Here is a 24,159-nt window from a genome sequence, read left to right on the forward strand (position 1 = left end):
AACCATGGCCAACGACAAAAAATACGAAGTACCCGAACCAGATGAAACCATTAGGACCATAATTGACCGGGCTAGTCAATGGACTGGCTGGTTAGAAAACCGTATGCCTGGGATTTCACCCGAGTATCGGAAAGGTCTGTTTTTGTTTGCCCTGACCGAATTTGGGAAGGAATGTATAGAGGCCCAAAAGCGGCATACCGAAGACAATTAGGGAAAAAAGACAACGTAAGACTGTGTACCAGGTTAATCTGAAGTGATATGGAGGCTCCTAGCAAAGATTCATTAATAGGCCGAAGATTCGGCCAGCTTGTGGTTATTGATGTTTTCCAGAAGTTTTCCGGAAACCAAGTCAGAAAGTTCGCCCGGTGTGCTTGTACATGTGGAAAACAGAAGGACATATGCGGTTATAGCCTGGAACGAGGAAACACAACCTCCTGTGGTTGTTATGCAAAGGCCCAGCGACTGCTTGGTACATCGAAATATAACTACAATACCCAGTTTTTTAGAGAAGCAGCACCCGAGGCACAGTACACACTCGGATTAATACTTACCGATGGTAACCTCCATCGAAATAAGAACATATTCAGTATCACTCTCCATCAAGAGGACATACATGTTCTGAAACAAGTTGGGTTTTTGGTCCGGGGAGATGACACATTACATTTCCCTGTTAAGTCAAACTGTGTAACACTTTACTGTACAAATAGTGAATTGTACTCTGATCTTTGTGGATTAGGCTTTACACCTAATAAGTCAACATCTACGTCCATACCGACACAGCTACAGAGTAGTAGTCACTTTTGGAGAGGGGTTATAGATGGAGATGGAAGTTTATTCATTTCAGGTAATTACCTCTACTTGAGCATGTGTGGTACCCGAGCTGTTTGTCAGTCATTTTTAGATTGTACAAGGAGTATTGGAATCCAAACCAAGGCCAAAGTCCGACCCAAGAAAGGGTATTCCTTCGAGTTTTGTGAAACCCAACTCAGCGGTACAGCAGCCTATCGGTTTGCTAAATTCATTTACCAAGATGCCGGTAATCTTAGAATAGATAGAAAATACCAGGCATACTGGTCTTACAAACAGATGAAGTATCCAAATGAATAAACCCCGATTTGAGTTTACCCCGGATCGTATTAATAGGTCCGTTTTATTTGAAAACCAGGAAATCCTGGTATTTCCGTCAAATACCGAAGGGAAACACGGCATGGGGTTGGCCCGATTGGCATACAATCATTTTGGAGCCATTTACGGTGTTCCGATGGGTTTACAGGGCCGGTCTTATGGAATCATTACCAAGGACCTCAAACAATCCGATCTATATGACTCAGATTATCAGACACGGATGTTGTACCTGATTAAAAAGCAGGCCGCCACTTTATGGTGCTTTGCCGAATTCTGCCCACAATTTCACTTTTATATACCCTTGATTGGTACTGGACTAGCTGGTTTACGGCCATCTGCAGTACGGGAATCTATCAAGGTTTTCCGGGAACGGCCCCTGCCCAACATCATTTTACCCAAAGAGTTTGCATGAATCAGATTATCATCGAGGTCCAGGGTGGCATTGTCCACCAGGTTCTCGGTATTCCGGAAGACACCCAGGTTCTGGTAAAGGATTATGACATTATGGACATAAATGGATTAGACCTCCAACAAGATAAGAATGGGGTCTATACCGAAAACACCTGGATTCCGGGTGATGTCATGCAATTCTAACCAGGTCTCCTGGATATTCAGAAACATTCAGATTACTGTTTTAATGGCACATGCAATTGATGAGACTACCGGTATAGCTGCCGCCTGGTCAAATGAGTTAACCTCCTGGCATGGACTGGGTTCTGTAACCACCGGAATCAATACCTCCGAGGACATTATCAAACTAGCCGGTTTGGATTTCGAGGTAGTCAAGAAACCTATTTTTGTGGAGGATGACACGGATCTGTTTGAGACCTCCTATACGAAAATAGAGGGCCATTTCTCAACAGTACGGACCGATACGCACAAGCCCCTGGGGATTGTGGGTAAAAAATACGAGGTCATTCCTAATACGGAGGCTTTCCGGTTCTTTGATTCAGTCATTGGCAAGGATAATGTACAGTATGAAACTGCCGGGGCACTTAAAGATGGCCGTGTGATCTACGTTACGGCCAAAATGAAGGAGCCTATGTTGATCAATGGGAAGGATCCACACGATATGTACGTGGTATTCACCAATTCCCATGACGGGTCCAGCTCAGTCCGGGCCTTTATTACCTCGGTTCGGATTGTCTGTGCCAATACGTTTGCGGCTGCCATAGCCAACATGAAGGGCCGTAAGAAGTCTGGGGAAAGCAACTACCTAACGGTTCGCCATCTTTCCGGTTACCAGAACCAGATGGCCCAGGCAATGCAGGTACTGGCCCTGACGGAAAAGGTGACCCAGGAACAACAGGGCCTGTTTGAACAACTCCAGAAGATTAAACTAAAGGATGATCAGACCAAACAGCTGGCCCTTCAATTGATTTGTGACCAGGCCGAACTGAACATCCTGGGTACCGGCGCTGATGTCCAGAATGTACTATCGGCCCGGAAGTTCAACACCTATAACCGGATTCTGGAATCCTGCTTCGGTCCAGCCAGTCAACAGGACATCTTGGGAACGGCTTATGGATTTATGAACGGGGTAACTTACTACACCTCCCACGTGAAGGACAAGGAAAGTCAGGATGCAACCATCTACAACCATTTGTTTGGTACCAGCCGGGAGCTACAATCCAAAGCCGTTCAGTTGGTAACCAGTCTGGTATAATGAACCCAAGTATTGATCAAATCAAGGAGGCTATCGGAGATATGTTTTTCCGGCAGCCTCCTCCGGTCAAACGAACCTATTCAAATGGAGTCGATCCTTTCTGCAAGTGCTGTAACAAAGACACGTTCGACGATAACCGGGACTATTATATGGTTCGGGATGAGGTTTGGTTTCAGATTATGCCCACTAAAAAAGGTATGCTTTGTATGGACTGTCTGGAAACCAAACTCGGCCGAAAACTGACTGCTGCCGATTTGACGCTGTGCCCCTTAAATATGGACCCACTACCAATAGGGAATCAGTATACTCGGCAGTTGCTGCTTGATTCAGGGGTGATTCTACCTGATGGTGCAGTAATTCTGGCAGAATACGAGAAACTGTTTATACATGGATGAATTATCCTTACTCCAGGAACAACTGGAGACCAGTAAACTGAACCTTGAAGTAAATCGGAGAGGCAGATGCTGGTACGAAATTTACACCCCTGGACCAGCTGGGGGTGTGCTTAAATCCCATTGTGTGGGCAATATGACCACTATCCGGGCCTATATCCAGGGTTACACGGATGGAAAGAAAAAGGGTCTAACTGAAACCCTAACCCGAAAAAAGGGTCGGATTACCAAACTACGTAACCGGTTACGAGCTGCTGAGAACCGAGGGTACCTTCAAGCTGTCGAAGAAATCGACGGAATCCATAACGGGATCATTCCCGACAAACACAATCCAACACTAAATAATGGCTGAGTTTCCAGAACACGAGCACAAGTATCTGCCGGGGGCAGCTGACCAATACACGAACCACGAACTGGCAGCCTGGTCCCTATTATTTGCCAAAAGGGCTACACACCGGGATCCTTCCAATGAAGAGGGTAAACGGAAACAGGAAAAGGATCAACAGGACTCCAGTAATTATCAGCAAATGCTGATTGATCGTGTGGGGGTTGAAAGAGGCAGTCAAATTTTCCGGGAAGTTTCACATACTCTTAGCCGATCAGAATGAATCTAGCCTACGAGTTAATCCTGGCCGAACGTAACCGACAAATCACTGCACTTGGTTACGCTCCCCATCATGACAATCAGTATGTCAATCACGAGTTGGAAAAGGCAGCGGATTGTTATGCTACCCATCCTTCCTCCCGGGCTTTGATGCAAGAATCAACAATTCCCATTGACTGGCCTTGGGATCCGATATGGTGGAAACCTGGGGATCGTAACCGGGAACTTGTTAAAGCAGGAGCACTTTATTTGGCCCAAAAAGATCTATTGGTTCGAAAAGGTGAGATCATTCCACAGATTCTTCGGATAAAGCTGGATGCCGTAGAACAGGAACTTCAAAAACGTCTTGCTCCTGCTCAGTTGTCTGGTCGTATTTATAAGTATCTCAAAAACTACCTGGTCAATGAACTGGGATTTGGTCGACTTGCAGTAGAGAATTTGTTCTATCAACACCTCCGGCATATTCTGACCCAACTGGTTGAAAGGGAACTGGAATCGGCCTGGATGCAAAGAGTGATCAAAAAGGCCGTGTTTGATTATCTGGAGATACCATCCGTAGCAAGCCAATGGGGATATGACGGAAGACAGTCCATTAAATTCTCAACCTACGTGGACAAGTTGGCCAAAGAAGTTGTCCGGGAGGAAATTGTGAAACGAGTGGATTTCGATGCCATTCAGTTAAAGTCAGTCAATGAATCGTAGGGACCTATTAAAAGGATTGGGGGCACTGGTATTCGTGCCTCCAATTCTGGAAAATTTGGCAGCCCCATTAGCTGAAACATTACCAGCCATTTCTCCAGATGCCCTTATCAAAAATTTTGATATGGTATTGCCTTGGGGATGTAATGTTGGAGACATTTTGGTAACTCCACACTGTGAACTCATTGTCAGAAGAGTTGATCCATGTGGAAGGGGGCTGGCTGAAATTTTATCAAACGATCCGGAATTTGGAATTCCCTTAAGTGATGAGTGTAAGTTAAATGACATTGTTGCTCATGTCCATTCCAGCTTTAAACCCTTCAGAACAATCCACGGTCGGACAACCGGGTGATATACTCCTGGAAGAGATGTGGGCCTGGTTGGGTGATACACCCATTAATGTGAATGACGAGATCGATGAGCCCTTTTTGGACTGGCCAAAAGGGACTCATCGGGAAGATATTTGGCACTTTTTTGACGAGCACCACTCGAAGGGGGTAGCCTGGTTAATGCAGCACAACAATACCGTTTAGAAAACGATAGAATCCAATCCATGAAGAATTTCAATCAAAAGATACAGAACAAGTTTACACAAATGACCCAAACTGGTAAACTGTTTCGGGCTAACCTGACGGGTCAACAGATTTGGGATTTGTATCTTAATGCCTTCGCTAAAGAGGACAACCCTGTTTTCCGGGATCCGGCGAGTAGTGTTCATAACTGTAATTACTGTAACAACTTCATCCGGCGATATGGCAATATCGTAGCCATAACCTCCGACTTCAAACTGGAAACCATGTTTGATGTGGAGGCTGATCCAGAATATGCCAATTCCGCCAAGGCTATTTCAGAAGCTATCCGGAGTGCCGTTATTGAAGATGTTTTCTTTGAAACCTTTCAAGAACTTCAGTACCTGTCTTATGCCCCCTGTTCGAAAAACAACTCGACCTTCCAGCTTGGTGTAGCTAGTAACGTTAAACGGTATACCCAGGAAGAGGCTGACAAATTTGGTGTTGTAAAGGCTAATGAAATCCGGACCTTTAATCACCTTCATCTTCAACTCGATACTGCTTTTGTGGACAAAACTGGTAAATCGATTGAGGCCATTATGAGTGGTTATCGGGATGCCAAACAGGTATTCCAGCGGGCCATGGAAACAATTCCACTGGATACGTTGCTACTAGTCCGGGATTTGATTCAACAGGGTTCTCTTCTGGACGGTACAACTCATCTGTACAAGATTGAACAAATCATCCCTCTGAAACGGGAATATGACCAGTTACCGGCGGCTCAGCGGGATAATTGGTGCTGGGCCACATCATACCAATTACCCTTTGCTAAATTCCGCAATGAATTAATTGGAGTGCTGTGTACAGACCTGGCTGAAGGGGAAGAGCTAAATAAAGCCTGCCAGTCCTGGAATAAAAGGGTCGATCCTGCCAACTACATGAAGGCTACGGCTCCCATCACCAGGAAACAGATCGAGGAAGCCCGTCTCTTTGTGGAGGAAAACGGATACACGGATTCTTTCAACCGTCGGTTTGCTACCATGGATGATATTAAGGTGTCCGAAATCCTGCATAGTAATGTGGGTACCAGCCCATTGAAAACCGTATCCATTTTTGATAGTGTCAAACCCACGGCTACTCGTCATAAACAGAATGAGTTTGATGGTATCGAGTCGGTACCCATCGACAAGTTTATGGTGGATATTCTACCAAACTGTTCGGGTATCGAGGCATTTTTCAACCCCCGTCTGTCCGGCAACTTGGTGTCACTAACTACCGCAGCTCAGGCAGGAACAAAACCCTTGTTTAAGTGGAATAATGATTACTCCTGGACCTTTAACGGAAATCTGGCCGGTAAATCCCAGATAAAGGAAGCTGTAAAATCGGCCGGCGGTAAGATCGATGGAGTACTTCGGTTCTCCATGATCTGGAATGAAATTGGGAAAGACGAATCCGATCTGGATGCCTGGTGTCAACAACCAGATAGTGACCGGATTGGATTCAGTACTGGGTATCGTAAGGACGATGGAAATAGGTATTCCCTTTTGGGAGGCCAACTGGATCTGGACAATAGGTACCCAGGGGGTAAACTAGCCGTAGAGAACATCTACTTTAAAGATCTCAGTAAGATGAAAGACGGTGTTTACAAATTCTGGGTCCATCAATATTCAGCCCGAAACTCCCAGGGTTTCAAAGCCGAAATTGAGTTTGACGGGGAACTATATACCTATGAATATAACCGTCCGGTATCTGGTAATGTAGTTGTGGCTGAAATTACTCTTTCAAAGGGTGTATTCACAATTAAGCACCATCTACCAGCAACCGGAGCAGGTTCCAAAGAGATTTATGGTATTACCACAAACCAGTTCCATAAGGTAAACCTGGTTTGTTTATCTCCCAATCACTGGGGAACCAACCAGGTGGGTAACAAGCACTATTTGTTTATGCTGGATGGGTGTAAGTCTCCGGTAGCCATCCGAGGTTTCCATAACGAAAACCTTCTTCCCGAATTAGCTCAGCACCGGAAAGTACTGGAAGTCTTGGGAGCAACTAACCTGATAGAATCCACAGATTCCCAACTATCCGGTCTTGGGTTCAATGCCACGGTCCGCGACGAGCTGATTGTCCGGTTGCAGGGTAGCCACAAACGAGTTATCAAAATCCAATTTTAATCAATTCAAAACCAAGTAAAACACATGGAAATTTTCAAATCCGCCAGTCAGTTAAAGTTACGTTTTCAAACCTCAAGAGGAGTCCTGACCACCGAACAGTTATGGGATCTTACCCTTATAGAATTAGATGCATTGGCCGTCGCACTGGAGACCGAGCACGAGAAATCCGGAAAGAAATCCTTCCTGGCCAAAACATCGGATAAAAATAAACTGGCCAAGCTCCGATTTGATGTAGTCCTGGAGGTACTAACTACCCGTGTAGCTGAAAATCAGGAAGCAGCTGAAGCAGCTGAAATCAAGGCCCATAACCAAAAGATCATTGCCCTGATTGCCGAGAAGGAGGATGAAACCCTCAAGGGCAAATCGGTTGAGGAATTGACAGCTATGTTAAAATAAAATAAATGAGTCACCCGGTATCGAGTTCAGGGAGGACTGGTATCAGGTGACTATTAAAACACAACACACATGTCATTAAGTAAAGAAAATCCCCGTGACATTTCCATTGCCGAATGGCTTGGATGGAAACTGGTCCGTGAAAATGAACTACCCTCTTTTCATCATCAAGCCGGTTGGGTGGTACCAGATCAGGGCTATGGTATAATTATCCGAAACAAACTCAACTTCCGGTATGACTGGCAGCAGTTAATGGCTGTTGTTGACAAGATTGAGGCCGATGTGGATTCAGAAGGTTCCCGACCACGTGTTACTATCGATACCCGGTTTGTCCGGATTGATGACAAGGAGTACCTAATAGTGGATGGTAAACCCAAACAGGATATAGTTTGGGCCGCTGTATCCGATTACTGTTTAGCCCACCCAAAGAATGAAAACAATATCGTTACCCCTGGATGAATACCAAGCCCTGGTTGATTTTAAGGCCTCCCGAACCGTGGAGGTTATTTTTTCCGGATTTTCATTTAAGGAAATCAAAAATGAAGAGGCCCTACAAGATAAGACTAGGGACTTAATCCGGGAAATGGAACGGCTTATCAACCAGTGTAAGGTGGAACGGGATAATATGAACCGTGAACGGAATAGTTTAAACACACAGAAACGAGAATTCTTTAATCAAAAATCGGAACAGGAAGCCAGAATCAGCCAATTAGTGCTACACAATCGAGACCTCCAGGAATCACTCGATACGGTTCAGGTAAAGTACACGACCCATTTGAAATTACAGGGGAATACGCCAAAATGGATACGAAATCTGATTCGTAAAATATACGGCAACCATGCAAGAACAATCTGACATCTATGATTGTGACGGATGCGGTCACGAATTCCATTCGGACAAATTGGTCCAGACAGATAATGGAACCTATTGTAAAAAGTGTCTACCCTATGAAGCGGATCAAACCCACTCCTGATCAAATAATAGCCTTTGGATTAGTGGTTAATAAATATGGATATATGAATAAGCCATCTAAAGACCTGTATCCATATGATGCCGCTACTGGATGGCAAAATCTCAATAATGCCAGATTAATTTATGGTAACCGGTAAATCCAACAATAATTATGACTGCGGAATTTGATAAAATGGATCCCGAGTTAAAAACCAAACTGGTGGCAGCCCTCCGGTCAGGTAAATACATAAAGTGGGAAGGGGATCTAAAATTCGTAGAAGCTACCATTTGCCGGCACTGCACCATGGGGGTATTAGCGGATCTAAAGTATCCAAACAAGTGGATTGAACGCTATGAGAGGCAGAACGGAATGACCATGGAAGTCCCGGGTTTAACTCTGGAAGGATTAGGCTTAACAGCTACACAACGAAATATGATTGTTAAACTAAACGATTGGGCTCAGTACGGGAGAAGACATCTGGAACAAGTGGGTATACCAGAAGAATTTCTAAACAAGATCGACCCGGATGGTACACTGGAACAAACTACCTTCGACCACATGGCCGATTTCATAGAAAACTATTTCTGATATGGAAGGCCTAACACTCTCACCAGCTCCCCAGGATCAATACCCCCTGGAGGACTGGAAATACGAAGTAGCCAACAACCAGACCCAACTCGGTTACCGGGATTGGGTCGAGAGTTGTCTGGAACGTGATACGTTCGATAATGTGGTTGATGACAATAACCAAGGAAGCAATTGACAACCGGCTGGCCCAGCTGCTACGGGGCGATAAGAAACTCTTACACTCGGGGAATGATAATGCCAAGCTGGCCAAGAACTCGGTCGAAAGCTACATCCTGAATCTATCCCCTTTTACTCAGAATTCGAAAGGCACTAACCTGTGCCCTGGATCAACACCAGGGTGCCAGACAGGTTGTTTGTCTACAGCGGGACACGGACGGATGCCGAGTGTAGTACAGACTAGGCTATTGAATACCGAAGTGTTCATCCACCACCGGAAGTTCTTCCTGAATAGATTGTTGGATGAGCTCAGAGCTCTCAATATCCAGGCCATCCTGGAAAACACCCAATATGCTATTCGGTTGAACGGCACCTCAGATCTGGAATGGGTCCGATTGATTCAGACCATGACAGGGGAAAACATTCTGGACTTCTCAAACCTGATCTACTATGACTACACGAAGATCGAAAACTGGGTCCATAAGTACTTCGGAACCAAATACCATCTGACTTTTTCAAGATCGGAAACCAACTGGGATCAGTGTAAAAAATTACTGGATTCCGGTCTTAATGTGGCGGTTGTCTTCCACCCTTACATTCCTTACCAATACGGTGGCTATCCAGTAATCTCCGGAGAGGAAAACGATATGCGGTTCACGGACCCAAAAGGAGTTGTTGTGGGCCTGCTGGCTAAAGGAAAGGCTAAGCAAGATAAACGGGGATTTGTGGTTGAGCACAAAGACTGGGGTTCCAGTATTGAAGGATGGAAAGCAGGACCGGAGGAACGTATTAAACGAGCTACTCAAACATTATTACCATGAACAGGCAAAATGTACAGGCCCTTCGAGTTGAATGGGCCAATATAAAACCTCGGGCAATCAATCTATTCCACCAGCTGCTCATACAGATGGGGCGATTTGGTGTAAAGTGGGTGTTATTTATCGATGGTATGGGCAATGATGACCCGATTGAGTTAAACCACCGAGATATACCACACGTCACAGGACTGAATTTAAAACCAGTAGATGTAGACAGCCACGACATCGTGGTATGGGGTATAATGGCAGATGGGTCTCTTCTGGCTGAAAGTAGCCAAAACGGTGCAAGTTTTAAGATGTCCGTTGATACAATAGATACGGACCATTTACTACAAATTCTGGATTCAGGATACCTCTACCTGGATGAACCAAAATCCCATACTGAACCTGTTGAAGGTCCGCTAACACTGGATACCCCCTTTACGATCTGGTGGTCCCCTGAAACTGAAGAAGAGGCACGTGAATGGCAAAAGGATGCCAAAGACAAAGGGGATGTATCCTGGTATACAGTTGATACAGAGCATTATCGCCAAGACGGTCAACCCCAAATGGATTTTTTCATCAATACTACCATTGGCCGGGCACTTACCTATTACGAAAGACCGGATGCTATTGCCCAGTATTTCAAGGAAGTAGAGGATGCCTTTGACCAGATTAACCAACTTTTTAAGGGGAAGCATGGCACAAGTGTTTGAATTAATCCGGGATGAACGGGTTACGATCTGGCACCGGTATTCTGTTAGTGTAGAAGCAGACAATATGGAGGAAGCCGTCAATAAACTAAAAGGGGACGGATCGCTTGGATATGATTGGGCTAGTCAACCAGGTATAGTGGCAGGTCCCTGTGTTCCACTATGGGATACAGAAGAACTTACCGAACCGCAAGAACTCGGTTCATTTGGAAGCATTGAAATAACCTTACCAGATGATAATCAAGGAGGTGAACCAAGCCTACTATGGTCCAATGCTAAATATCAAGAACCTGAAATAATGCACCCTGAAGATCCTGTAAATATAGGGCAGGACAGGAAATCGTACTCGGGCAATCAGGATCGGGAACACTACACAACAGATTAACTATGAAAGTTCAAACTGTTAATTATAACCGAGTTCTCTCAGCCGGGTATACTGGTACAAGTGGAAACGGCAACACGAGGGGTATTCAATTAACACCCGTACTCCACAGTCGTCAGGTAGAAATGGTCCCACTAACCAGCCGGGGGAAACCGGCCTCCTGTGAAATCTGTGTTCCTATCGAGGAGATAGATGCTTTTATCGAAGCCCTTCAGGAAATCAAAACCAACTGGCCCAAATGACACCGACTGAATTCATATTACAGTATATGCCCTTTCGGTACCGGATATTTAGGGTAGACGAGTATGAGAAATGGCGGGCTGAAAATCCGAGACATACGTTTAGTACATCTCTTCTTGCCGAAAGACTACCTAGTCTATACACAGAAGATCAAATTAAACAGGTTTGGGTAACTGCTTTCTTTCGGGGTCGGGAATATAAATTACCTGAAAGTAATCCACATTTCAGAACCCGGTCTGCCGACAGGCATTCTCAAAATGGATGGACTTATTGGTATACGTTAAGTGACAATAAGCCAACCTTTGATGACACTTTCGGCATTCTGATGAGAGAATGTATGAGTGCCTGGGACTGTAACGACTTTACAGAATACCTGATATACCTTCAGGAACTCCAGACAGATCTGAACAAACTGGATCTAAAAGTGACCGAATATCAGTTTGACCTATTTGGTAAAATGTACCTAGTACTGGCTGAATTATTAGGTAGTGCTTATACGGAGTGGAGCTTGAACATGAATTTCAAGGCAGTTCAAGAACTCAAAACCGGAGAGTTTGAAGATTTTCTGGAGGCTTACCTGGAAGAAGTTGACTATTAACGATGCCCCAATACATTATTCCCTGCTATTTCGAATTTCACGGCAAAGTAGCTGTGGAAGCAGACACGTTGGAAGAGGCTGTTGAACAGGTCACCCAACAACAGGACCTAAATGGAGACGAGAGCTTCCGGAAAGGAAACGTTTCCGATCTGCACTTTACTGAACACGTAAAACTGGATACTCCCGGTATTACCGAGTACAATAGTCAAAAATTTCCAGGTGAGGTTGAAGCCTTTAAAAAACTGTCACTGGACCAACTCAAAGAACTATTTGGATCAGACCATGTTGAATAACCCTGAGTTTTACCCCACCCCAGAAGCCGTTATACGGCGCATGCTGGAACCCTACAAAGGACTTGATGACAAACACGTTCTGGACCCCGAAGCAGGGAGCGGGGCCATACTGGATTATCTAAACAGTACCAGACACCGTGTACCTCGCAACAAGCTGTACTGCCTGGAATCCGATCCCGAGCTGCAATTCACCCTTCAAGGGAAGGGCTACCGGTTTTTAGGCCCGGATTTTCTGGATTATCAGGGTGATTACCGGTTTGATCTGGTTGTAATGAACCCACCTTTTTCGAACGGAGATGCCCATCTACTCAAGGCCTGGGAGATCATGCGGAACGGTGACATCGTTTGTCTTCTGAACTGGGAAACCATTAATAATCCCTATACCAAACGGCGTCAGGAATTAGTGGCACTTATTGAGCAGCATGGCACGGTTGAGAATATCGGACCCGTCTTCGATGAGTTAAACGTACTGAGAAAAACCGACATCGATATTGCTCTGGTACGGCTCCAAAAAACCGAATCTGATCCGCTGCTTGACTTTAGCCATCTACGCTCGAAGGACAAGCCGGTTGATTTATCATTCGACCTAAACAGTGCAGAAACGACCTTGATTAAGGAAGACAAAATCGGGGCCATGTTGGATCTGTTTGAGAAAACCAAGGAGATGTTTGTTGGGCTGCTGAAAGCCCGTAATCAGCTGAGTTATTACGGTAATCATCTCATTGACCAGAATATCTTTGAGATTGCCGACAATGCCCTTAAAAATGGTAGGAGTACGAATGATGTATACAACCTATTCATTCAGGAGTATGGTGGTGCCGCCTGGGCCAGCATCCTACGTAAACTCAGTGTGGAAAAATACTTGACATACAAGGTAAAACAGGATTTCGAAAAATTCCGGCAAACCCAGGGAAGCATGTCGTTGACCAGAGAAAACATCATTGCCTTAGTGCAGATGCTGATTACCAACCGGCACGAAATTATGAAAAAGGCCGTGGTGGAAGTGTTTGATCAGTGTACCAAGTACTACCATGAGAATCGTATGATGGTAGCTGGCTGGAAAACCAATGATGCCTGGAAAGTCAACAAACGGATTGTGTTACCACGATACATTAGTTCAGAAAACCGGGAATACCGGTCTCAACCGCAAATGTTTCGTATCAACTGGAATTACTCGGATCAATTCAGAGACATCGAAAAGGTGATGTGTTACCTGACTGGCCGTGACTGGGATAAAATAACCCGGATGGAGGACATTATTAATACCATTCCGTTCGGCAAAACAGCTGAGACCGAAACCGAATTCTTTTGGATACGCTGTTATCTGAAAGGTACGATCCACCTCCGTTTTAAAGATGATAAACTCTGGGAACGATTCAACAGGACGGCAGCAGAAGGTAAAAACTGGCTAGGGTATGATCCAAGTTACAAACCCGATTCAAAACAAACCCCTTCATCCAATCTGGTACCTATTAAACCAGTTCCTCAGGAGGAATTGGCCGAGCAATACGGCAGTGTTCTTACTCCTGAACAGAACGGTCAACTGGCCCTGGTGCTCGTTTAATCCAACACTCTTTATGATTGTTAATATTCCGGACCGCTCGGTGACGGAAGGGGTCAAGGTATCCCGGTTTGAAATCGGGAACACTTGCCCGGTTTGCGGGGGTCCCAGGGGTCTCAACCGGTGGCAAGTGAACCACTATGACGGAAAACAGGTCCTACTAGTTGACATTTGGACCAATCCCTGTGGGCATGTTGATCTGCAAAGTAGTGCCCGCCAGGAAGCTGCTCAAATCCTAAAAGAGCAGGAAGAACTGGCTAACACCGGATAAATACCGAAAAACCGGTAGAACTAATCAATAAATAATTACCTTTGTGCTCAAACCGGCAGAAATAACCGATCTGGATGATCTTATCGGATCGGGTGCCCTGTTCATCGCAAATCATTCTGGCGGGAAGGACAGTGATGCCATGTACGATTATCTGGCCAGGACTATCCCGGCCCCCCAATTAATCGTTGTCCATGTCGCCCTTGGCCACATCGAATGGCCTGGACTCATCGAACATATTCAAACGTATCTACAGCCCGGACATGATTTCCACGTCATCAGCTCCCACAAAACGCTGTTTGATATGGTTAACAACCGGGGCATGTGGCCGTCTCCTGAGAACCGGCAGTGTACGTCCGATTTAAAACGTGACCCCGTTGCCAAGCTGGCCCGGAAACTATCCAATGAACGCAATATTCCGATCATTGTGGATTGTCTGGGTCTTCGATCCCAGGAATCCGCAGCCCGTTCCAAACAACCAACCTGGAAACTTAATACCCGGCAGACCAATACACTCCGTACAGCCTATACCTGGCATCCAATTCTGGACTGGACAATTGAGGATGTCTGGGCAAGCCGGGGGCATACTGTTCTGGAGCTAGTTGAACGTCAGGAAATTTGGGAATATGACCCCGTAGCCGCCGTCAAAGGCTGGAATTTTCACTGGGTTTATCCCGCCGGCATGGAGCGGTGTTCGTGCAGCTTCTGTATCATGGCCAAGGATTCGGATCTGAAACGGGCTGGAAAACTTCGACCTGATTTATTGCTGGAATACGCCAAGCTGGAACGATCCATTGGTCACACCTTTCGGATGCCCAGGAAAAACCAACCCAAACTCTATCTGGATGAACTCTGCCTTTTATCTTGACTGTAAAGATCCAGATGGAACCAGTCACTTATTTGCTCTTATTCCCATATTTGATAATACAGAGGTCTATGATGTCTACGTTGGGTTAAAAGATCCTTCAATCAGTATATTCTCCTTTACCTGGCCATTTGGTGAGAATCAGTATGTTTGGATTACCAAACGGGTTACCAAACTTATTGGTGAAGTTGGTAAGCCCGGTGTGGCTGAAGCCGTATTCGGATCTCTGGATAAACCAGATTTACGATCTGTATGGATCCAAGGAGAAACCAATCAATTGGCTGGCTACTCCCTCCCTCTTTCCCCAAAGCATGCTTTGGACATGACCATTCGACAACTGGGGTTACTTGGGGAAAATGATACCCCATCCCGGATTGTGGTTTTACAACTAGAATGACACATACTTCCGAATTGATTGTTGAGCTACTGGTTAACCATTTCGAAAAAGAAGACCAGGGAAGTTATGACCTCTCTCCCATCGTGTTTGAAAACGGGTGGACAGTACACGGTGTATTTCGGAATGAGGATAAAACATGGTCAGTCAGTTACAGCACTCCCCATCTCTTTGGAGCCATGGATGACATAGAAATCCAGTATCTCTGTGAAGAGGAACTGTTCCTGTTGGCCAATGCCTTTATTCCAATCGCTACCCCAGTCTTTGCCGAAGGCATTCCGATTTACGGAGAAGATGTCAAAGGACTTCCCATGGGTATGTATCTGGGTTTATTTCACGGTTTTGTTTCTGAACTAGACCGTCAACGTAAACAAGACTGGGGCTCCTGTGGACCAATTATAGGACCACTTTCGTATGCACAAAACACCTATAGAGGGCATCTGAAATACCAATTTGCCATTGGATACGAGGACCGAGCCAAACTATACGGACTGGAACCTGAAGGGATGCTCGATATTACCGAAGGTGTTCTTCAGTACCAGGGTTTCGGATACGGTGACTGGACATGCCACCCGGTTAATCTTCCTGAAAAAACTAACAACCAATAATACCAATTATGTCAAGTACCCAACAAGTGTCCCGTCGCCGGCCCCTTACGGAAAATGAACGTAGACAGATCAACCCCCTACTTCGCCGGTTTTACGGGGATCGGGAGGATCAGGATCGTAAAGTGGACGGATTTAAACCCGCTGACTGGTTCAACGTCGATGAGCACAAATTAGTCAGTGGAGATCTGCTGTACGTCAAGAAGCTACCGGCCACCCGCCAACAAGTAGCCGGATTTTACTGGTGGATCTCCAGTCCGGACCTGGTCCATGCTTAGTCTGGAAACAGCCCTGACCGAAAACGTTACCTACCTTCGAGCCGACCTGGTTGGAGACCGCTGGACTGGATTGCCAGTTGGAGATCTGCAGCAGGCTGCCCGGCAAGGTCAGAATGTAATGCTGGTCGATGCCTCGGTCCGCAAGAACATCCTCTACCCTGCTTTTTTGCTGGAAGAGCTCTGCGGCTGTACTGATGCCGGCCAATATCCGCACATGAGCCTGGCTCATTCAGATTCGGACATGAACCAGTTACCTCCCATTTCTAACTATGACTGGGAACTACTCAGCCGGTTTCATGGCAGTTGGTATACGGCCCTCTATGACTACCTACATACCGACGAATTCAAACAGATTCTCCGGGACATCTCCCAGTTACGGAAAAAGGAGACAGTTTTTCCGGATGTCCACCAGATGTTTGCTGCTTTCCTGATGCCCTTGCAAAAAATCAAAGGTGTCTGGATGGGGCCAGGTCCGTTAAATCAGCCAGGTTTAGCCAATGGACGATTATGGGCTATAGACGGCGGGGGCAGGCTTTGGACAAAATCCTCACTGTATAAATCGGTAGAAATTAGTTTAATCCAGGAATGTATACGAAAAACAGCAAATCTCTCGTTTAACTGGGAATTACGGGGAGATTTAGTAAATTTGACCCAGCAAGGTGTTTTCTTGTTACAGGCGGGACTTACCGGTAACAAATCCCCTTTAGCCCACCTGAGTATTTGGAAACCATTTACCCAGCAAATCGTAACTATTTTAAACAATCGTCCAGGTCTTGGATGGATTCTGTTCGGATCCGATGCCCAGAGCTGGCATAGCGCAATCAACCCGGACCATGCCGTCTGGACACTGTCACATCCCCTCCAATACGTACGTCAGGGTATTAGCCTGGACACCGACGTATTTGTTCAATTTGCCGAACAAATCGGCATCTCCTATGACGACTAATCAGATTGCAACCAAGGAAGATTTCCTGACCAACTGGCAACCCTACCTGGTCAGCCAGGAAATCGACTTTGGCCTCGTTGATAAAAAACATTTTAACCGGCAACGACAGGAAGTCACCCTGTTTTCGACGGAGGTCCGGGCTCAGACATTTATTGTAGTAAATAACCTGGTCTACAAGTTAACCCAGCGAAAAGAGGACCTCGAATTTAATATTAGAGGTCAGTACGGAATTGCCGTCAAACTGCCATTCGAGGAAGAGTATTTCCGGCCAGTACCGCTCTTCCAGCTAAACACCATTGATCAACCCCCAGTTGCCGACGTTACCCAATCCATCAATACGGTTTCAGCCGGCACCCAGGTTGATTTATACTCTGCCGTAGCAACCATGGAAGCCGTGGTGGATTCAGTACCGGGGGATGATGCTTTCAATGTCTTCCTGGACAAACAGCTCAATCAGATCCGGCATATCCTCATTGTCAAAGCCCGGGAATACGTCCGCAACAACAATCGCTGGCACAACTTCGAATCCATTGGAGGGCTCAATATGGAGACCCCCGAACGGGCTCTTTGGGGACTGGTTTCCAAACAGATCATTTCCCTTCGGGATATTGTGCTGGATCTGGAAAACCGTCAGATTACTCCGACTCAGGCCATGATCGATGAAAAGTGTGGGGACGTGGAGGTCTATACCCTTTTATTACACGGATTATTCAACAAACGAATTGTAGATAATGCCGGCAGGCTTTCCGAAGCAGCCAACCAGGCGGCATAACTACTATATACCCGGTTGGTCTTTCTGACCGGGTAATACAACTCTATGAACAGAAGACAATTTAAACTAACCAAAACATACCCGGGTTCACCTCCTGAAAATACAATACGGGAATATGCCTGGACAGGAAGCCTGAACGCACCCCCCTACTTGGCTAGTCAGCGAGAATTTAGAGAATGTATAACCTTTCCCGAATTCTGGCAGGAAATTGATGTAGCTACACCCACCGTGATATTAACTACTCAGGATGGAGTAGCCATTACGGATCCGGAACAGCCCGTATACTGGTTACAGTGCATGCATAACTGGCAACGGGACAAATGGGTAGCCCGGCAATGTTTTACCAAAGACTGGTCGGGAGAAGAACAGCCCAAGAAACGGTTAACAGATCCTAACTACAAGGCCTTCTCTACGGTGGAGGCACTGGAAGTTTATGAATACTGGAACCGGCCCCGGGTATCGTATACGGTCATTAATGGTTTGTTAGAACGGTTTAACCCCGATTTGATTCGAGACCAGCTCCAACAATTAATCCATGCGTAAGCCAGTCGTTAAACCCCTAAATGCTGGTGATACGGTATATCGGTTGACCCGGCGTGGCGTAAGTGAACATGTGGTTGTCGATGTCTGGAAACATATCGTGAGTATTCGAATAAACCACGGTATAGTCAAACTGAATCGATACCTGGTTGATGGTGAAAAAGCAAGAAACAGTTCCGACACGTACCGTACTCATACCTTCTACCGGAACCGAAGCCATCCCGATCTGGAACCCTATCCCACAAATCAGCAACGGGATCAGATTAACGGGTTACTGGCTAAACTTCGATATGAAGTGAGAAACAAAACCACCCAGAGCCGGCTGGCAGTAATTTACCGGATGTTAAATCAACTTGTTAATACCTAATTTATCGAGATGGATTACCCATTACTGTTACCTAGTGACCCCTATTTACCCCTGGTTACCGAATTTTACCAGGCAAGTCAGACACCCTTTCTATCCCGTCCGGCTTTTCCATCGGTGGCCCGGCAAGAGTTACGGGCAAGACTGCTTCAGGAAGAGCTGGACGAATACATTGAAGCACTCCGGGAAGGAAATTTAACTAAGGTCCTGGACGCCCTGGCCGATTTGCAATATATCCTGACAGGCACCGTTTTAGAGTTCGGCATGGGGACTGTCTTTGTTCCCGCTTTCCGTGAAGTTCAACGGTCAAATATGAGCAAATTCTGCATCACTGACCAGGAGGTTACCGATACCATCGAATCATATCGTTCAAAGGGCATAGAAACCAAGTCAGTAACAACTGGTAACCAAACAGTTATACTCCGTACAGAAGACGAAAAAATACTCAAATCTGTGCAATACTCTCCTGCAGAATTAGCTAAATTTGTTCAAAGCGACAACTAAAACAATGGGCAACGATACTAAAACAGATAGTAGGTCACAGGAGGATACCATTCAGGTTGAGTGCAGTACGGGTAGAAATAACCAGATTACTAAGCTCCAGGTTCGTGTTGAGGGAAGAATGGACCCCGAGGCAATTTGCCGATTGTTAGATGAAGCCAAGATTCAGTTACTGGCGGCTGACTAGGTAGTGCACTATAAACAGAAAAAGGGTCCTGTATAAGGACCCTTTTGAGACAACAACAGGAAGTGGCTATAGCCCCACTTCCTTTTTTATTTTAATTGGGTTCAGGAACCGGTCAACCGAAACGAACGGGTTTCGAGAAAACCGATAAGTAGCTCTGCAATGGCCTGCTGGCCTGCAACGTTCCAGTGAACCCGGTTACCGGAAGTCGACGAGTCTGTTGTGGTGAAATACGTATCGCCTACATTGGAAAAAGCTGATCCCAGATTGAGGTACATTACTTTTGAAGGCTGATTAAACTGAGCAACAACCTGGGCATCAATGGCCCGGATATAACCTGCCAGGGTTTCACCCGATGAACCGGCTGAACGAGGACCAGGTCCCAGGATAATCAAGGGGGCCTCATACTGTTTTAGCCAGTCATTGATAAATCTATTCAGATTTACACGGTAGGCAGCCGTATCCGAATCATTGGTTCCTAATGCCCATAGGCCCAGGGAGGGATCTTTGATCCCTTGTAACCGTCCTCCTCCCCTGATCTTGTCAAATAAGACAGAGCTTTGTCCAGCAGCGGATTTGTCGACCAGGTGGATTGGTTGATTTTTACCTTTAAAGTAAGCCTTGAGTCGCCAAGTCCAAACTTCCCATCGAGAGGTAATGCCGGCTACGGATGTACCCTCCGTATTAGAATCGCCATAGATATACAGATGGTAGGGAGCTTCATAGTCATTGTCAGCACTGGCCGTATAACCATGAACACCAAAACCCAAAGCACCTCGCCGGGTTGTATCCGTCTTGCCCTGCAGTCGAAGGGAAATGGCACCATCTCCGCCATAAATGACGGCATTGGCTGGGTAGCTATTGCTGCCTGTATAGAGTTGAAGATCTCCCGAGTTGGGACGGCCCATACTCACCCGGGCGAATACGGGGATGGTTGTTCCTAACGTGTAGTGGTCGATATACCACTTTTTGGTAATGGGTGGATTGAAACCACCTACGGTAACCGGACTACCAAACGTACCGAACGATAAGGTGGATGAATTGGCGACAGTTGTGGTAGTAGAAGCCGGAAAACCTGTGGGATAGGTAAGACCTGCCGTCTCCAGGTCCAGTCCTTCGATACGTATCCGTTCAGCTTCGGTATAGTTGACGGTTCGAACGGTATTCAGTAAGGTAGTGGGAAAACCGCTTGACTGGCCCTTCGACAAAAGGGGAAGGATCAGCAGCAGACAAAGGGAAAGGTATTTGAACATGAGCTACCGGTTGTTAACCGTTTGGATTAAATAAGCCAGCCAGGTCTCGTAGCTGAGCATCAAGTTGGGATGGATCAATGGTATTACCGTTTTCATCCACCAGGGTATCCTTAATAATGCCGGATTTCTGCCCAGAGAGTAGTAGGGAGTCCGCCAGATAAACAACAGGACGGAATACGGCGGCCAGGTCCATAATTGTCTGGAGCTGACTACCCGAAATGGTAAACTGATCCTCTTTGTTCCAGGTAGAGGTACGATGAATGGTGGTGGGCTGTTGGGCCATAAAGCAGGTTTTTAGTATACAATCGGTCGTAACAAGTAGAACCCAAAAATACACCAAAAACCTGCTGACCCCAGTACCCGAAAGTCGGTACCTATTCCACCTTAATACATCCCGGAAAAACAGTACAGTTGGCTAGACGACGGATTTTGTTTCGAACAGCCCCGTCTTCCAGGAAAACGGCTACTTCGGGAATGGCCAGTACATTAGCCTGTTTGATGATAATATCAGCCAGCTGATCCTTGGTCAGGGCTGTTAACTGGCTACGTTGGGTGTAGATCTGCATGGGTGTGTGGATTAGGCTTCAGTTTCGCCAGGAGTCTCATCCGGCTCTGGTGTTGGGGCAACGTAACCCCCATATTTATTTCGGCTTACGGACCGGTTCATTTCCCGCAGCAGGAATGATCGGATGATTTCCCACAGTGTCGTATTATCGGAGATAACCATTCCCATGTCCCGAAGTTTACCCAGCGTCAGGCTTTGGAACCAGGCTTTCTGGGAGATGGCATCAGGAGTCCCTTCTTCAACAAGATCCCCCACCTCATTGACGAACGATTCCTGAGTTGTGGTTAATACAACAATGGGCTGAGAACTGGCCAGGTAGGCCTGACGAGTGGCCGAGTCATAGTTCAGGTTTTGGGCGGCAGCCTGATACGTTTCCCCGGTTTGCAGTAAAGGGTGGCATTCGGTTCGCTGGATCAACTCGCCATACCGATTGATCATAAAATAGTCGTTGATGACTATACGGTCCTGGGCAGATCCAGGAAGCGTAGGGGCAGGTATACTGATTAACTCGCTCATAATTATGTGAAGGAAATGTACGATAAGGTGCCGGCATCGTTCCAATACAATCGCCTCCAGCCGGCACTTGTGTTTTTGACTAACCGAAAGGTCCCATTGACAATATCAGTAGCCGTGGGATCCTGGGTTATAACTAGGGGGCTAACGGGCACCCAGCTGCCGCTTACATAAAACAACATGTCCCCCGGGTTCCCAACTGGTAAATTGCTCTCGCCTTTTTCGCCTACAGCCACTACGGTCGATCCTGGAGCTATGGTATTACCCGCCCCCATACCAATAGAGCTGGTTCGTTGCAGATAAACCGTTTGTGTACCCAGTTTACCGGCAACCTTGTAGTAGCCGCCGGGGGATCCAGTGGCCACATTGAAGATGTAGAGGTTCATTCCCTGAGCAACCCAAACATTTGTTGCCAAAGAAACGGTAGCCAAGGCACCCATCACGGCTGGCTGGGTAAAGGCGGCTGCTAGGGTTGAATACGCCCCAATACCCGTAGCTCCTGTATCTCCCTTTGGACCCGGCACCAGGCTGGCATCACCCTTTGGAATACCCAAGCTAAGTACCTGATTGGGTGGGGTACCCGTTACTTCAGCCGTTGCCTGAGCCCCCGGAGCCAGGGTAGAAACTGTTCCAATAGTTAATTTAGCCGGAGGTCCAGCAGGACCTGGTTCACCAGGAATGCTTTCCCCTGCCGGCCCTTGTGGACCAGTAGGCCCTTCTGGTCCCTGTATACTGTTTAGGTAATCAGAAAAGCTGGCCCCTGGGTTGTGTTCGACATACTGTTCATAAGCAGTCTTTCCTGGAAGCCCCTGGGGGCCTCTGGAACCTACCTGATTAGTTTGTTGACGGGCTTCCAGTGTGGCAACCCGCTGACTTAACTGGGTAACAAGTCCAGCTAGTGAGTCTTCAGTGATGTTTGCCATTATCGTTTAAGTTGGCCCATTCGGGCGTAAGGCCCCCGGCCAAAAATGCGGACAGCCAGGTAGCGAAGGTGGTTATCGACCCAGCTTCGGGGCAAGGGTCGGAGGTGTTTCATCAGGAGTAAAAATTCCCGGTCCGCGTCTGCCCGGCTTAGCAGATGGGAAGCGTACAGATAATCATGGACTACATCCGCTAAAATGTGGTCCCCAACCGGAGGAAAGATCCACCAGAGAAGTTTTGGCACTGAGGCAAAGTCGGTACAAAACCCAGCTGGTATAGTCAGAGTTAACCCTGTTGATAAAGTAATTACTAGGGATTCTACTAGCCAGAAACATTGCCGACTCTGCCCTTGACGATCCTCAGTATACGTTGGATATTGGACGGCTACATAACGGGGTAAGATTGGGGTCATTATGTCCGGGCGACCAGAGGGGAAGCATAATAATTTTCCCCATCATAAAAGGTTAGGGATTGACCAAAGTCTTCGTCTTCGGTCAGAATAAAAATGGCGGGTTGGCCTTCAATCACCATAGTACGGGCACTGGTCAGAGTGGTTGTTACGGATACAGTCGGCCTGGTTTCTTCCAGGCCCAACACCTTTTTGAGGAGTTCAATAATTAGCCGATATAAACCATCCGGGGATTTATCGACCTGTCCGGGTCGGAGCAACAGGCAAGCAGGGGTGTTCATAGACGCAGTGGGTAAGCCGAACAATCCAACATAAGTTATAGGAAGAGTTGTCCGAAAGACTTATTCATTACCGGTTGTTGGGGTTTGTTCGGATTCCGGGATGGTTTCTTCTTCAGGAACAGAAGGTTCCGAAGGCTCACCGTCCCCTGGATCTTCATCGAATGGTTCATCCAATGGATCGGTTTCTTCTGCCAGTTCCTCTACAGGCTCCTCGGGCTGGGGTTGCGGCTCTGGTGTCGGTTCAGGCTCAGATTCTGGTTCGACTACCGCAACAATAGGCGGCTTAAACTCCGGCATGGTGCCCCCGTTAGCCACAATGACATCTGCTAGAACATCCGGTTCAAGCTGCATGATCAGACCAGCTACGGCGTACATCGTTTCTGGTTTCAATGTTCGTTTGGGGAGCCAGTCCACGAACGGGGTAATGATTTCTCCCGTGGCCAGGAATCGGTAGTTGGATCGAACAACGGCCTGACCCGTATACGTTCGGCTTATAACACGCTGATTGGTGTCGGCTTCAACGACAATGTCAACGATTTCATCATCGAGCAATTGTTGAATCTGTTCAGGGGACAGGAATTTCCAGTTAGCACGGAGCATTTCCACCGTGTCCAGTACTAGGGTTGGAGACATTATGGTAATTGGTTAAAGGGAGAGGTT

Annotated in this window: 40 protein-coding genes; 32 read left to right on the forward strand and 8 right to left on the reverse strand. The window is 46.6% G+C overall.

From position 1 onward, the window contains the following. The first annotated feature begins 4 nt into the window (after positions 1-4). The 32 genes from GK108_RS12345 (at position 5) to GK108_RS12500 (ending at position 19,376) form a co-directional block, all read left to right on the forward strand. Positions 5-211, forward strand: coding sequence for a hypothetical protein (locus GK108_RS12345; RefSeq protein WP_163948141.1), 207 nt, complete (start codon positions 5-7; stop codon positions 209-211). Between the two features lie 888 nt (positions 212-1,099). Next, complete coding sequence (locus tag GK108_RS12350; protein ID WP_163948142.1) at positions 1,100-1,537, forward strand: A1S_2505 family phage non-structural protein; 438 nt, start codon at positions 1,100-1,102, stop codon at positions 1,535-1,537. Further along, on the forward strand, positions 1,534-1,719 hold the full coding sequence (locus GK108_RS12355; protein WP_163948144.1) for a hypothetical protein: 186 nt from the start codon (positions 1,534-1,536) through the stop codon (positions 1,717-1,719). The genes GK108_RS12350 and GK108_RS12355 overlap by 4 nt, the downstream gene beginning before the upstream one ends. Before the next feature lie 43 nt (positions 1,720-1,762). Further along, positions 1,763-2,791 carry a DUF932 domain-containing protein gene (locus tag GK108_RS12360; RefSeq protein WP_163948146.1) on the forward strand — a complete coding sequence of 343 codons (1,029 nt, stop codon included), beginning with the start codon at positions 1,763-1,765 and terminating at the stop codon, positions 2,789-2,791. Further along, a complete protein-coding gene (locus GK108_RS12365) occupies positions 2,791-3,186 on the forward strand; it encodes a hypothetical protein (protein ID WP_163948149.1) in 396 nt (131 codons plus the stop codon). Before GK108_RS12360 ends, GK108_RS12365 begins: the two co-directional genes overlap by 1 nt. After that, complete coding sequence (locus GK108_RS12370) at positions 3,179-3,535, forward strand: hypothetical protein (protein WP_163948151.1); 357 nt, start codon at positions 3,179-3,181, stop codon at positions 3,533-3,535. Before GK108_RS12365 ends, GK108_RS12370 begins: the two co-directional genes overlap by 8 nt. Next, positions 3,528-3,791 (forward strand): hypothetical protein, encoded by a 264-nt coding sequence (locus GK108_RS12375; RefSeq protein WP_163948153.1) that lies wholly within the window; start codon positions 3,528-3,530, stop codon positions 3,789-3,791. The genes GK108_RS12370 and GK108_RS12375 overlap by 8 nt, the downstream gene beginning before the upstream one ends. Next, positions 3,788-4,489, forward strand: coding sequence for a hypothetical protein (locus GK108_RS31155; protein WP_212592786.1), 702 nt, complete (start codon positions 3,788-3,790; stop codon positions 4,487-4,489). The genes GK108_RS12375 and GK108_RS31155 overlap by 4 nt, the downstream gene beginning before the upstream one ends. Positions 4,490-4,782: 293 nt before the next feature. After that, complete coding sequence (locus tag GK108_RS12385; RefSeq protein ID WP_163948156.1) at positions 4,783-5,019, forward strand: hypothetical protein; 237 nt, start codon at positions 4,783-4,785, stop codon at positions 5,017-5,019. Between the two features lie 20 nt (positions 5,020-5,039). Continuing rightward, positions 5,040-7,166 (forward strand): hypothetical protein, encoded by a 2,127-nt coding sequence (locus tag GK108_RS12390; protein ID WP_163948158.1) that lies wholly within the window; start codon positions 5,040-5,042, stop codon positions 7,164-7,166. A 24-nt stretch (positions 7,167-7,190) separates the two neighbouring features. Continuing rightward, positions 7,191-7,562 (forward strand): hypothetical protein, encoded by a 372-nt coding sequence (locus GK108_RS12395; RefSeq protein WP_163948161.1) that lies wholly within the window; start codon positions 7,191-7,193, stop codon positions 7,560-7,562. A gap of 69 nt (positions 7,563-7,631) precedes the next feature. Further along, positions 7,632-8,018: a hypothetical protein gene (locus tag GK108_RS12400; RefSeq protein WP_163948165.1), complete on the forward strand. Its 387-nt coding sequence runs from the start codon at positions 7,632-7,634 to the stop codon at positions 8,016-8,018. Next, positions 7,990-8,415 (forward strand): hypothetical protein, encoded by a 426-nt coding sequence (locus GK108_RS12405; protein WP_163948167.1) that lies wholly within the window; start codon positions 7,990-7,992, stop codon positions 8,413-8,415. The genes GK108_RS12400 and GK108_RS12405 overlap by 29 nt, the downstream gene beginning before the upstream one ends. Before the next feature lie 268 nt (positions 8,416-8,683). Next, on the forward strand, positions 8,684-9,100 hold the full coding sequence (locus GK108_RS12410; protein WP_163948170.1) for a hypothetical protein: 417 nt from the start codon (positions 8,684-8,686) through the stop codon (positions 9,098-9,100). A gap of 1 nt (position 9,101) precedes the next feature. Beyond that, entirely contained in the window at positions 9,102-9,275 is a 174-nt protein-coding gene (locus GK108_RS12415; RefSeq protein WP_163948174.1) for a hypothetical protein, read from the forward strand. Continuing rightward, positions 9,250-10,077: a GP88 family protein gene (locus GK108_RS12420; RefSeq protein ID WP_163948178.1), complete on the forward strand. Its 828-nt coding sequence runs from the start codon at positions 9,250-9,252 to the stop codon at positions 10,075-10,077. The genes GK108_RS12415 and GK108_RS12420 overlap by 26 nt, the downstream gene beginning before the upstream one ends. Beyond that, positions 10,074-10,769: a hypothetical protein gene (locus GK108_RS12425; protein ID WP_163948181.1), complete on the forward strand. Its 696-nt coding sequence runs from the start codon at positions 10,074-10,076 to the stop codon at positions 10,767-10,769. Before GK108_RS12420 ends, GK108_RS12425 begins: the two co-directional genes overlap by 4 nt. Beyond that, positions 10,753-11,151 (forward strand): hypothetical protein, encoded by a 399-nt coding sequence (locus GK108_RS12430; protein WP_163948184.1) that lies wholly within the window; start codon positions 10,753-10,755, stop codon positions 11,149-11,151. The genes GK108_RS12425 and GK108_RS12430 overlap by 17 nt, the downstream gene beginning before the upstream one ends. A gap of 2 nt (positions 11,152-11,153) precedes the next feature. Beyond that, a complete protein-coding gene (locus tag GK108_RS12435) occupies positions 11,154-11,390 on the forward strand; it encodes a hypothetical protein (RefSeq protein WP_163948187.1) in 237 nt (78 codons plus the stop codon). Further along, on the forward strand, positions 11,387-11,986 hold the full coding sequence (locus GK108_RS12440) for a hypothetical protein (RefSeq protein WP_163948190.1): 600 nt from the start codon (positions 11,387-11,389) through the stop codon (positions 11,984-11,986). Before GK108_RS12435 ends, GK108_RS12440 begins: the two co-directional genes overlap by 4 nt. Positions 11,987-11,988: 2 nt before the next feature. Continuing rightward, positions 11,989-12,279: a hypothetical protein gene (locus GK108_RS12445; RefSeq protein ID WP_163948191.1), complete on the forward strand. Its 291-nt coding sequence runs from the start codon at positions 11,989-11,991 to the stop codon at positions 12,277-12,279. After that, complete coding sequence (locus tag GK108_RS12450) at positions 12,269-13,843, forward strand: DUF4942 domain-containing protein (RefSeq protein ID WP_163948194.1); 1,575 nt, start codon at positions 12,269-12,271, stop codon at positions 13,841-13,843. The genes GK108_RS12445 and GK108_RS12450 overlap by 11 nt, the downstream gene beginning before the upstream one ends. Positions 13,844-13,970: 127 nt before the next feature. Then, entirely contained in the window at positions 13,971-14,111 is a 141-nt protein-coding gene (locus GK108_RS12455) for a hypothetical protein (protein ID WP_163948197.1), read from the forward strand. Positions 14,112-14,154: 43 nt separating this feature from the next. After that, positions 14,155-14,976 carry a phosphoadenosine phosphosulfate reductase domain-containing protein gene (locus tag GK108_RS12460; RefSeq protein ID WP_163948199.1) on the forward strand — a complete coding sequence of 274 codons (822 nt, stop codon included), beginning with the start codon at positions 14,155-14,157 and terminating at the stop codon, positions 14,974-14,976. Beyond that, positions 14,954-15,370 carry a hypothetical protein gene (locus tag GK108_RS12465; protein ID WP_163948202.1) on the forward strand — a complete coding sequence of 139 codons (417 nt, stop codon included), beginning with the start codon at positions 14,954-14,956 and terminating at the stop codon, positions 15,368-15,370. Before GK108_RS12460 ends, GK108_RS12465 begins: the two co-directional genes overlap by 23 nt. Further along, positions 15,367-15,975 carry a hypothetical protein gene (locus GK108_RS12470; RefSeq protein ID WP_163948205.1) on the forward strand — a complete coding sequence of 203 codons (609 nt, stop codon included), beginning with the start codon at positions 15,367-15,369 and terminating at the stop codon, positions 15,973-15,975. The genes GK108_RS12465 and GK108_RS12470 overlap by 4 nt, the downstream gene beginning before the upstream one ends. 8 nt (positions 15,976-15,983) lie before the next feature. After that, a complete protein-coding gene (locus tag GK108_RS12475) occupies positions 15,984-16,250 on the forward strand; it encodes a hypothetical protein (protein ID WP_163948209.1) in 267 nt (88 codons plus the stop codon). Then, the gene (locus tag GK108_RS12480) at positions 16,243-17,196 is read left to right on the forward strand and encodes a uracil-DNA glycosylase family protein (protein WP_163948213.1); all 954 of its coding nucleotides are present in this window, start codon (positions 16,243-16,245) and stop codon (positions 17,194-17,196) included. The genes GK108_RS12475 and GK108_RS12480 overlap by 8 nt, the downstream gene beginning before the upstream one ends. Then, positions 17,186-17,968, forward strand: coding sequence for a hypothetical protein (locus tag GK108_RS12485; protein WP_163948216.1), 783 nt, complete (start codon positions 17,186-17,188; stop codon positions 17,966-17,968). The genes GK108_RS12480 and GK108_RS12485 overlap by 11 nt, the downstream gene beginning before the upstream one ends. Positions 17,969-18,013: 45 nt before the next feature. Beyond that, positions 18,014-18,511 (forward strand): hypothetical protein, encoded by a 498-nt coding sequence (locus GK108_RS12490; protein WP_163948219.1) that lies wholly within the window; start codon positions 18,014-18,016, stop codon positions 18,509-18,511. Beyond that, positions 18,504-18,875 carry a hypothetical protein gene (locus tag GK108_RS12495; protein WP_163948222.1) on the forward strand — a complete coding sequence of 124 codons (372 nt, stop codon included), beginning with the start codon at positions 18,504-18,506 and terminating at the stop codon, positions 18,873-18,875. The genes GK108_RS12490 and GK108_RS12495 overlap by 8 nt, the downstream gene beginning before the upstream one ends. Positions 18,876-18,884: 9 nt before the next feature. After that, positions 18,885-19,376 (forward strand): pyrophosphohydrolase domain-containing protein, encoded by a 492-nt coding sequence (locus GK108_RS12500; RefSeq protein WP_246224858.1) that lies wholly within the window; start codon positions 18,885-18,887, stop codon positions 19,374-19,376. Positions 19,377-19,661: 285 nt separating this feature from the next. Here the strand turns inward: GK108_RS12500 and GK108_RS12505 are convergent, their stop codons facing one another. From GK108_RS12505 to GK108_RS12540, 8 genes are all read right to left on the reverse strand, one after another. Next, complete coding sequence (locus GK108_RS12505; protein WP_163948225.1) at positions 19,662-20,810, reverse strand: SGNH/GDSL hydrolase family protein; 1,149 nt, start codon at positions 20,808-20,810, stop codon at positions 19,662-19,664. Between the two features lie 13 nt (positions 20,811-20,823). Continuing rightward, positions 20,824-21,093 carry a hypothetical protein gene (locus tag GK108_RS12510; protein WP_163948228.1) on the reverse strand — a complete coding sequence of 90 codons (270 nt, stop codon included), beginning with the start codon at positions 21,091-21,093 and terminating at the stop codon, positions 20,824-20,826. Between the two features lie 91 nt (positions 21,094-21,184). Continuing rightward, positions 21,185-21,376: a hypothetical protein gene (locus GK108_RS12515; protein WP_163948232.1), complete on the reverse strand. Its 192-nt coding sequence runs from the start codon at positions 21,374-21,376 to the stop codon at positions 21,185-21,187. A gap of 11 nt (positions 21,377-21,387) precedes the next feature. After that, entirely contained in the window at positions 21,388-21,891 is a 504-nt protein-coding gene (locus tag GK108_RS12520) for a hypothetical protein (protein WP_163948235.1), read from the reverse strand. Between the two features lie 2 nt (positions 21,892-21,893). Beyond that, complete coding sequence (locus GK108_RS12525) at positions 21,894-22,811, reverse strand: hypothetical protein (protein WP_163948238.1); 918 nt, start codon at positions 22,809-22,811, stop codon at positions 21,894-21,896. Continuing rightward, positions 22,811-23,221 carry a DUF1353 domain-containing protein gene (locus GK108_RS12530; RefSeq protein WP_163948241.1) on the reverse strand — a complete coding sequence of 137 codons (411 nt, stop codon included), beginning with the start codon at positions 23,219-23,221 and terminating at the stop codon, positions 22,811-22,813. Before GK108_RS12530 ends, GK108_RS12525 begins: the two co-directional genes overlap by 1 nt. Beyond that, positions 23,221-23,499: a hypothetical protein gene (locus tag GK108_RS12535; protein WP_163948244.1), complete on the reverse strand. Its 279-nt coding sequence runs from the start codon at positions 23,497-23,499 to the stop codon at positions 23,221-23,223. The genes GK108_RS12530 and GK108_RS12535 overlap by 1 nt, the downstream gene beginning before the upstream one ends. Before the next feature lie 60 nt (positions 23,500-23,559). After that, entirely contained in the window at positions 23,560-24,132 is a 573-nt protein-coding gene (locus GK108_RS12540) for a hypothetical protein (RefSeq protein WP_163948247.1), read from the reverse strand. Positions 24,133-24,159 lie beyond the last annotated feature (27 nt).

This window comes from Spirosoma terrae, assembly GCF_010435915.1.
GTDB lineage: Bacteria > Bacteroidota > Bacteroidia > Cytophagales > Spirosomataceae > Spirosoma > Spirosoma terrae.

Coding starts and splice junctions, on each gene's coding strand:
- GK108_RS12345 (WP_163948141.1), top strand. CDS start 5: ATGGCCAACGACAAAAAATACGAAGTACCCGAACCAGATGAAACCATT.
- GK108_RS12350 (WP_163948142.1), top strand. CDS start 1,100: ATGAATAAACCCCGATTTGAGTTTACCCCGGATCGTATTAATAGGTCC.
- GK108_RS12355 (WP_163948144.1), top strand. CDS start 1,534: ATGAATCAGATTATCATCGAGGTCCAGGGTGGCATTGTCCACCAGGTT.
- GK108_RS12360 (WP_163948146.1), top strand. CDS start 1,763: ATGGCACATGCAATTGATGAGACTACCGGTATAGCTGCCGCCTGGTCA.
- GK108_RS12365 (WP_163948149.1), top strand. CDS start 2,791: ATGAACCCAAGTATTGATCAAATCAAGGAGGCTATCGGAGATATGTTT.
- GK108_RS12370 (WP_163948151.1), top strand. CDS start 3,179: ATGGATGAATTATCCTTACTCCAGGAACAACTGGAGACCAGTAAACTG.
- GK108_RS12375 (WP_163948153.1), top strand. CDS start 3,528: ATGGCTGAGTTTCCAGAACACGAGCACAAGTATCTGCCGGGGGCAGCT.
- GK108_RS31155 (WP_212592786.1), top strand. CDS start 3,788: ATGAATCTAGCCTACGAGTTAATCCTGGCCGAACGTAACCGACAAATC.
- GK108_RS12385 (WP_163948156.1), top strand. CDS start 4,783: ATGTCCATTCCAGCTTTAAACCCTTCAGAACAATCCACGGTCGGACAA.
- GK108_RS12390 (WP_163948158.1), top strand. CDS start 5,040: ATGAAGAATTTCAATCAAAAGATACAGAACAAGTTTACACAAATGACC.
- GK108_RS12395 (WP_163948161.1), top strand. CDS start 7,191: ATGGAAATTTTCAAATCCGCCAGTCAGTTAAAGTTACGTTTTCAAACC.
- GK108_RS12400 (WP_163948165.1), top strand. CDS start 7,632: ATGTCATTAAGTAAAGAAAATCCCCGTGACATTTCCATTGCCGAATGG.
- GK108_RS12405 (WP_163948167.1), top strand. CDS start 7,990: ATGAAAACAATATCGTTACCCCTGGATGAATACCAAGCCCTGGTTGAT.
- GK108_RS12410 (WP_163948170.1), top strand. CDS start 8,684: ATGACTGCGGAATTTGATAAAATGGATCCCGAGTTAAAAACCAAACTG.
- GK108_RS12415 (WP_163948174.1), top strand. CDS start 9,102: ATGGAAGGCCTAACACTCTCACCAGCTCCCCAGGATCAATACCCCCTG.
- GK108_RS12420 (WP_163948178.1), top strand. CDS start 9,250: ATGACAATAACCAAGGAAGCAATTGACAACCGGCTGGCCCAGCTGCTA.
- GK108_RS12425 (WP_163948181.1), top strand. CDS start 10,074: ATGAACAGGCAAAATGTACAGGCCCTTCGAGTTGAATGGGCCAATATA.
- GK108_RS12430 (WP_163948184.1), top strand. CDS start 10,753: ATGGCACAAGTGTTTGAATTAATCCGGGATGAACGGGTTACGATCTGG.
- GK108_RS12435 (WP_163948187.1), top strand. CDS start 11,154: ATGAAAGTTCAAACTGTTAATTATAACCGAGTTCTCTCAGCCGGGTAT.
- GK108_RS12440 (WP_163948190.1), top strand. CDS start 11,387: ATGACACCGACTGAATTCATATTACAGTATATGCCCTTTCGGTACCGG.
- GK108_RS12445 (WP_163948191.1), top strand. CDS start 11,989: ATGCCCCAATACATTATTCCCTGCTATTTCGAATTTCACGGCAAAGTA.
- GK108_RS12450 (WP_163948194.1), top strand. CDS start 12,269: ATGTTGAATAACCCTGAGTTTTACCCCACCCCAGAAGCCGTTATACGG.
- GK108_RS12465 (WP_163948202.1), top strand. CDS start 14,954: ATGAACTCTGCCTTTTATCTTGACTGTAAAGATCCAGATGGAACCAGT.
- GK108_RS12470 (WP_163948205.1), top strand. CDS start 15,367: ATGACACATACTTCCGAATTGATTGTTGAGCTACTGGTTAACCATTTC.
- GK108_RS12475 (WP_163948209.1), top strand. CDS start 15,984: ATGTCAAGTACCCAACAAGTGTCCCGTCGCCGGCCCCTTACGGAAAAT.
- GK108_RS12480 (WP_163948213.1), top strand. CDS start 16,243: ATGCTTAGTCTGGAAACAGCCCTGACCGAAAACGTTACCTACCTTCGA.
- GK108_RS12485 (WP_163948216.1), top strand. CDS start 17,186: ATGACGACTAATCAGATTGCAACCAAGGAAGATTTCCTGACCAACTGG.
- GK108_RS12490 (WP_163948219.1), top strand. CDS start 18,014: ATGAACAGAAGACAATTTAAACTAACCAAAACATACCCGGGTTCACCT.
- GK108_RS12495 (WP_163948222.1), top strand. CDS start 18,504: ATGCGTAAGCCAGTCGTTAAACCCCTAAATGCTGGTGATACGGTATAT.
- GK108_RS12500 (WP_246224858.1), top strand. CDS start 18,885: ATGGATTACCCATTACTGTTACCTAGTGACCCCTATTTACCCCTGGTT.
- GK108_RS12505 (WP_163948225.1), bottom strand. CDS start 20,810: ATGTTCAAATACCTTTCCCTTTGTCTGCTGCTGATCCTTCCCCTTTTG.
- GK108_RS12510 (WP_163948228.1), bottom strand. CDS start 21,093: ATGGCCCAACAGCCCACCACCATTCATCGTACCTCTACCTGGAACAAA.
- GK108_RS12515 (WP_163948232.1), bottom strand. CDS start 21,376: ATGCAGATCTACACCCAACGTAGCCAGTTAACAGCCCTGACCAAGGAT.
- GK108_RS12520 (WP_163948235.1), bottom strand. CDS start 21,891: ATGAGCGAGTTAATCAGTATACCTGCCCCTACGCTTCCTGGATCTGCC.
- GK108_RS12525 (WP_163948238.1), bottom strand. CDS start 22,811: ATGGCAAACATCACTGAAGACTCACTAGCTGGACTTGTTACCCAGTTA.
- GK108_RS12530 (WP_163948241.1), bottom strand. CDS start 23,221: ATGACCCCAATCTTACCCCGTTATGTAGCCGTCCAATATCCAACGTAT.
- GK108_RS12535 (WP_163948244.1), bottom strand. CDS start 23,499: ATGAACACCCCTGCTTGCCTGTTGCTCCGACCCGGACAGGTCGATAAA.
- GK108_RS12540 (WP_163948247.1), bottom strand. CDS start 24,132: ATGTCTCCAACCCTAGTACTGGACACGGTGGAAATGCTCCGTGCTAAC.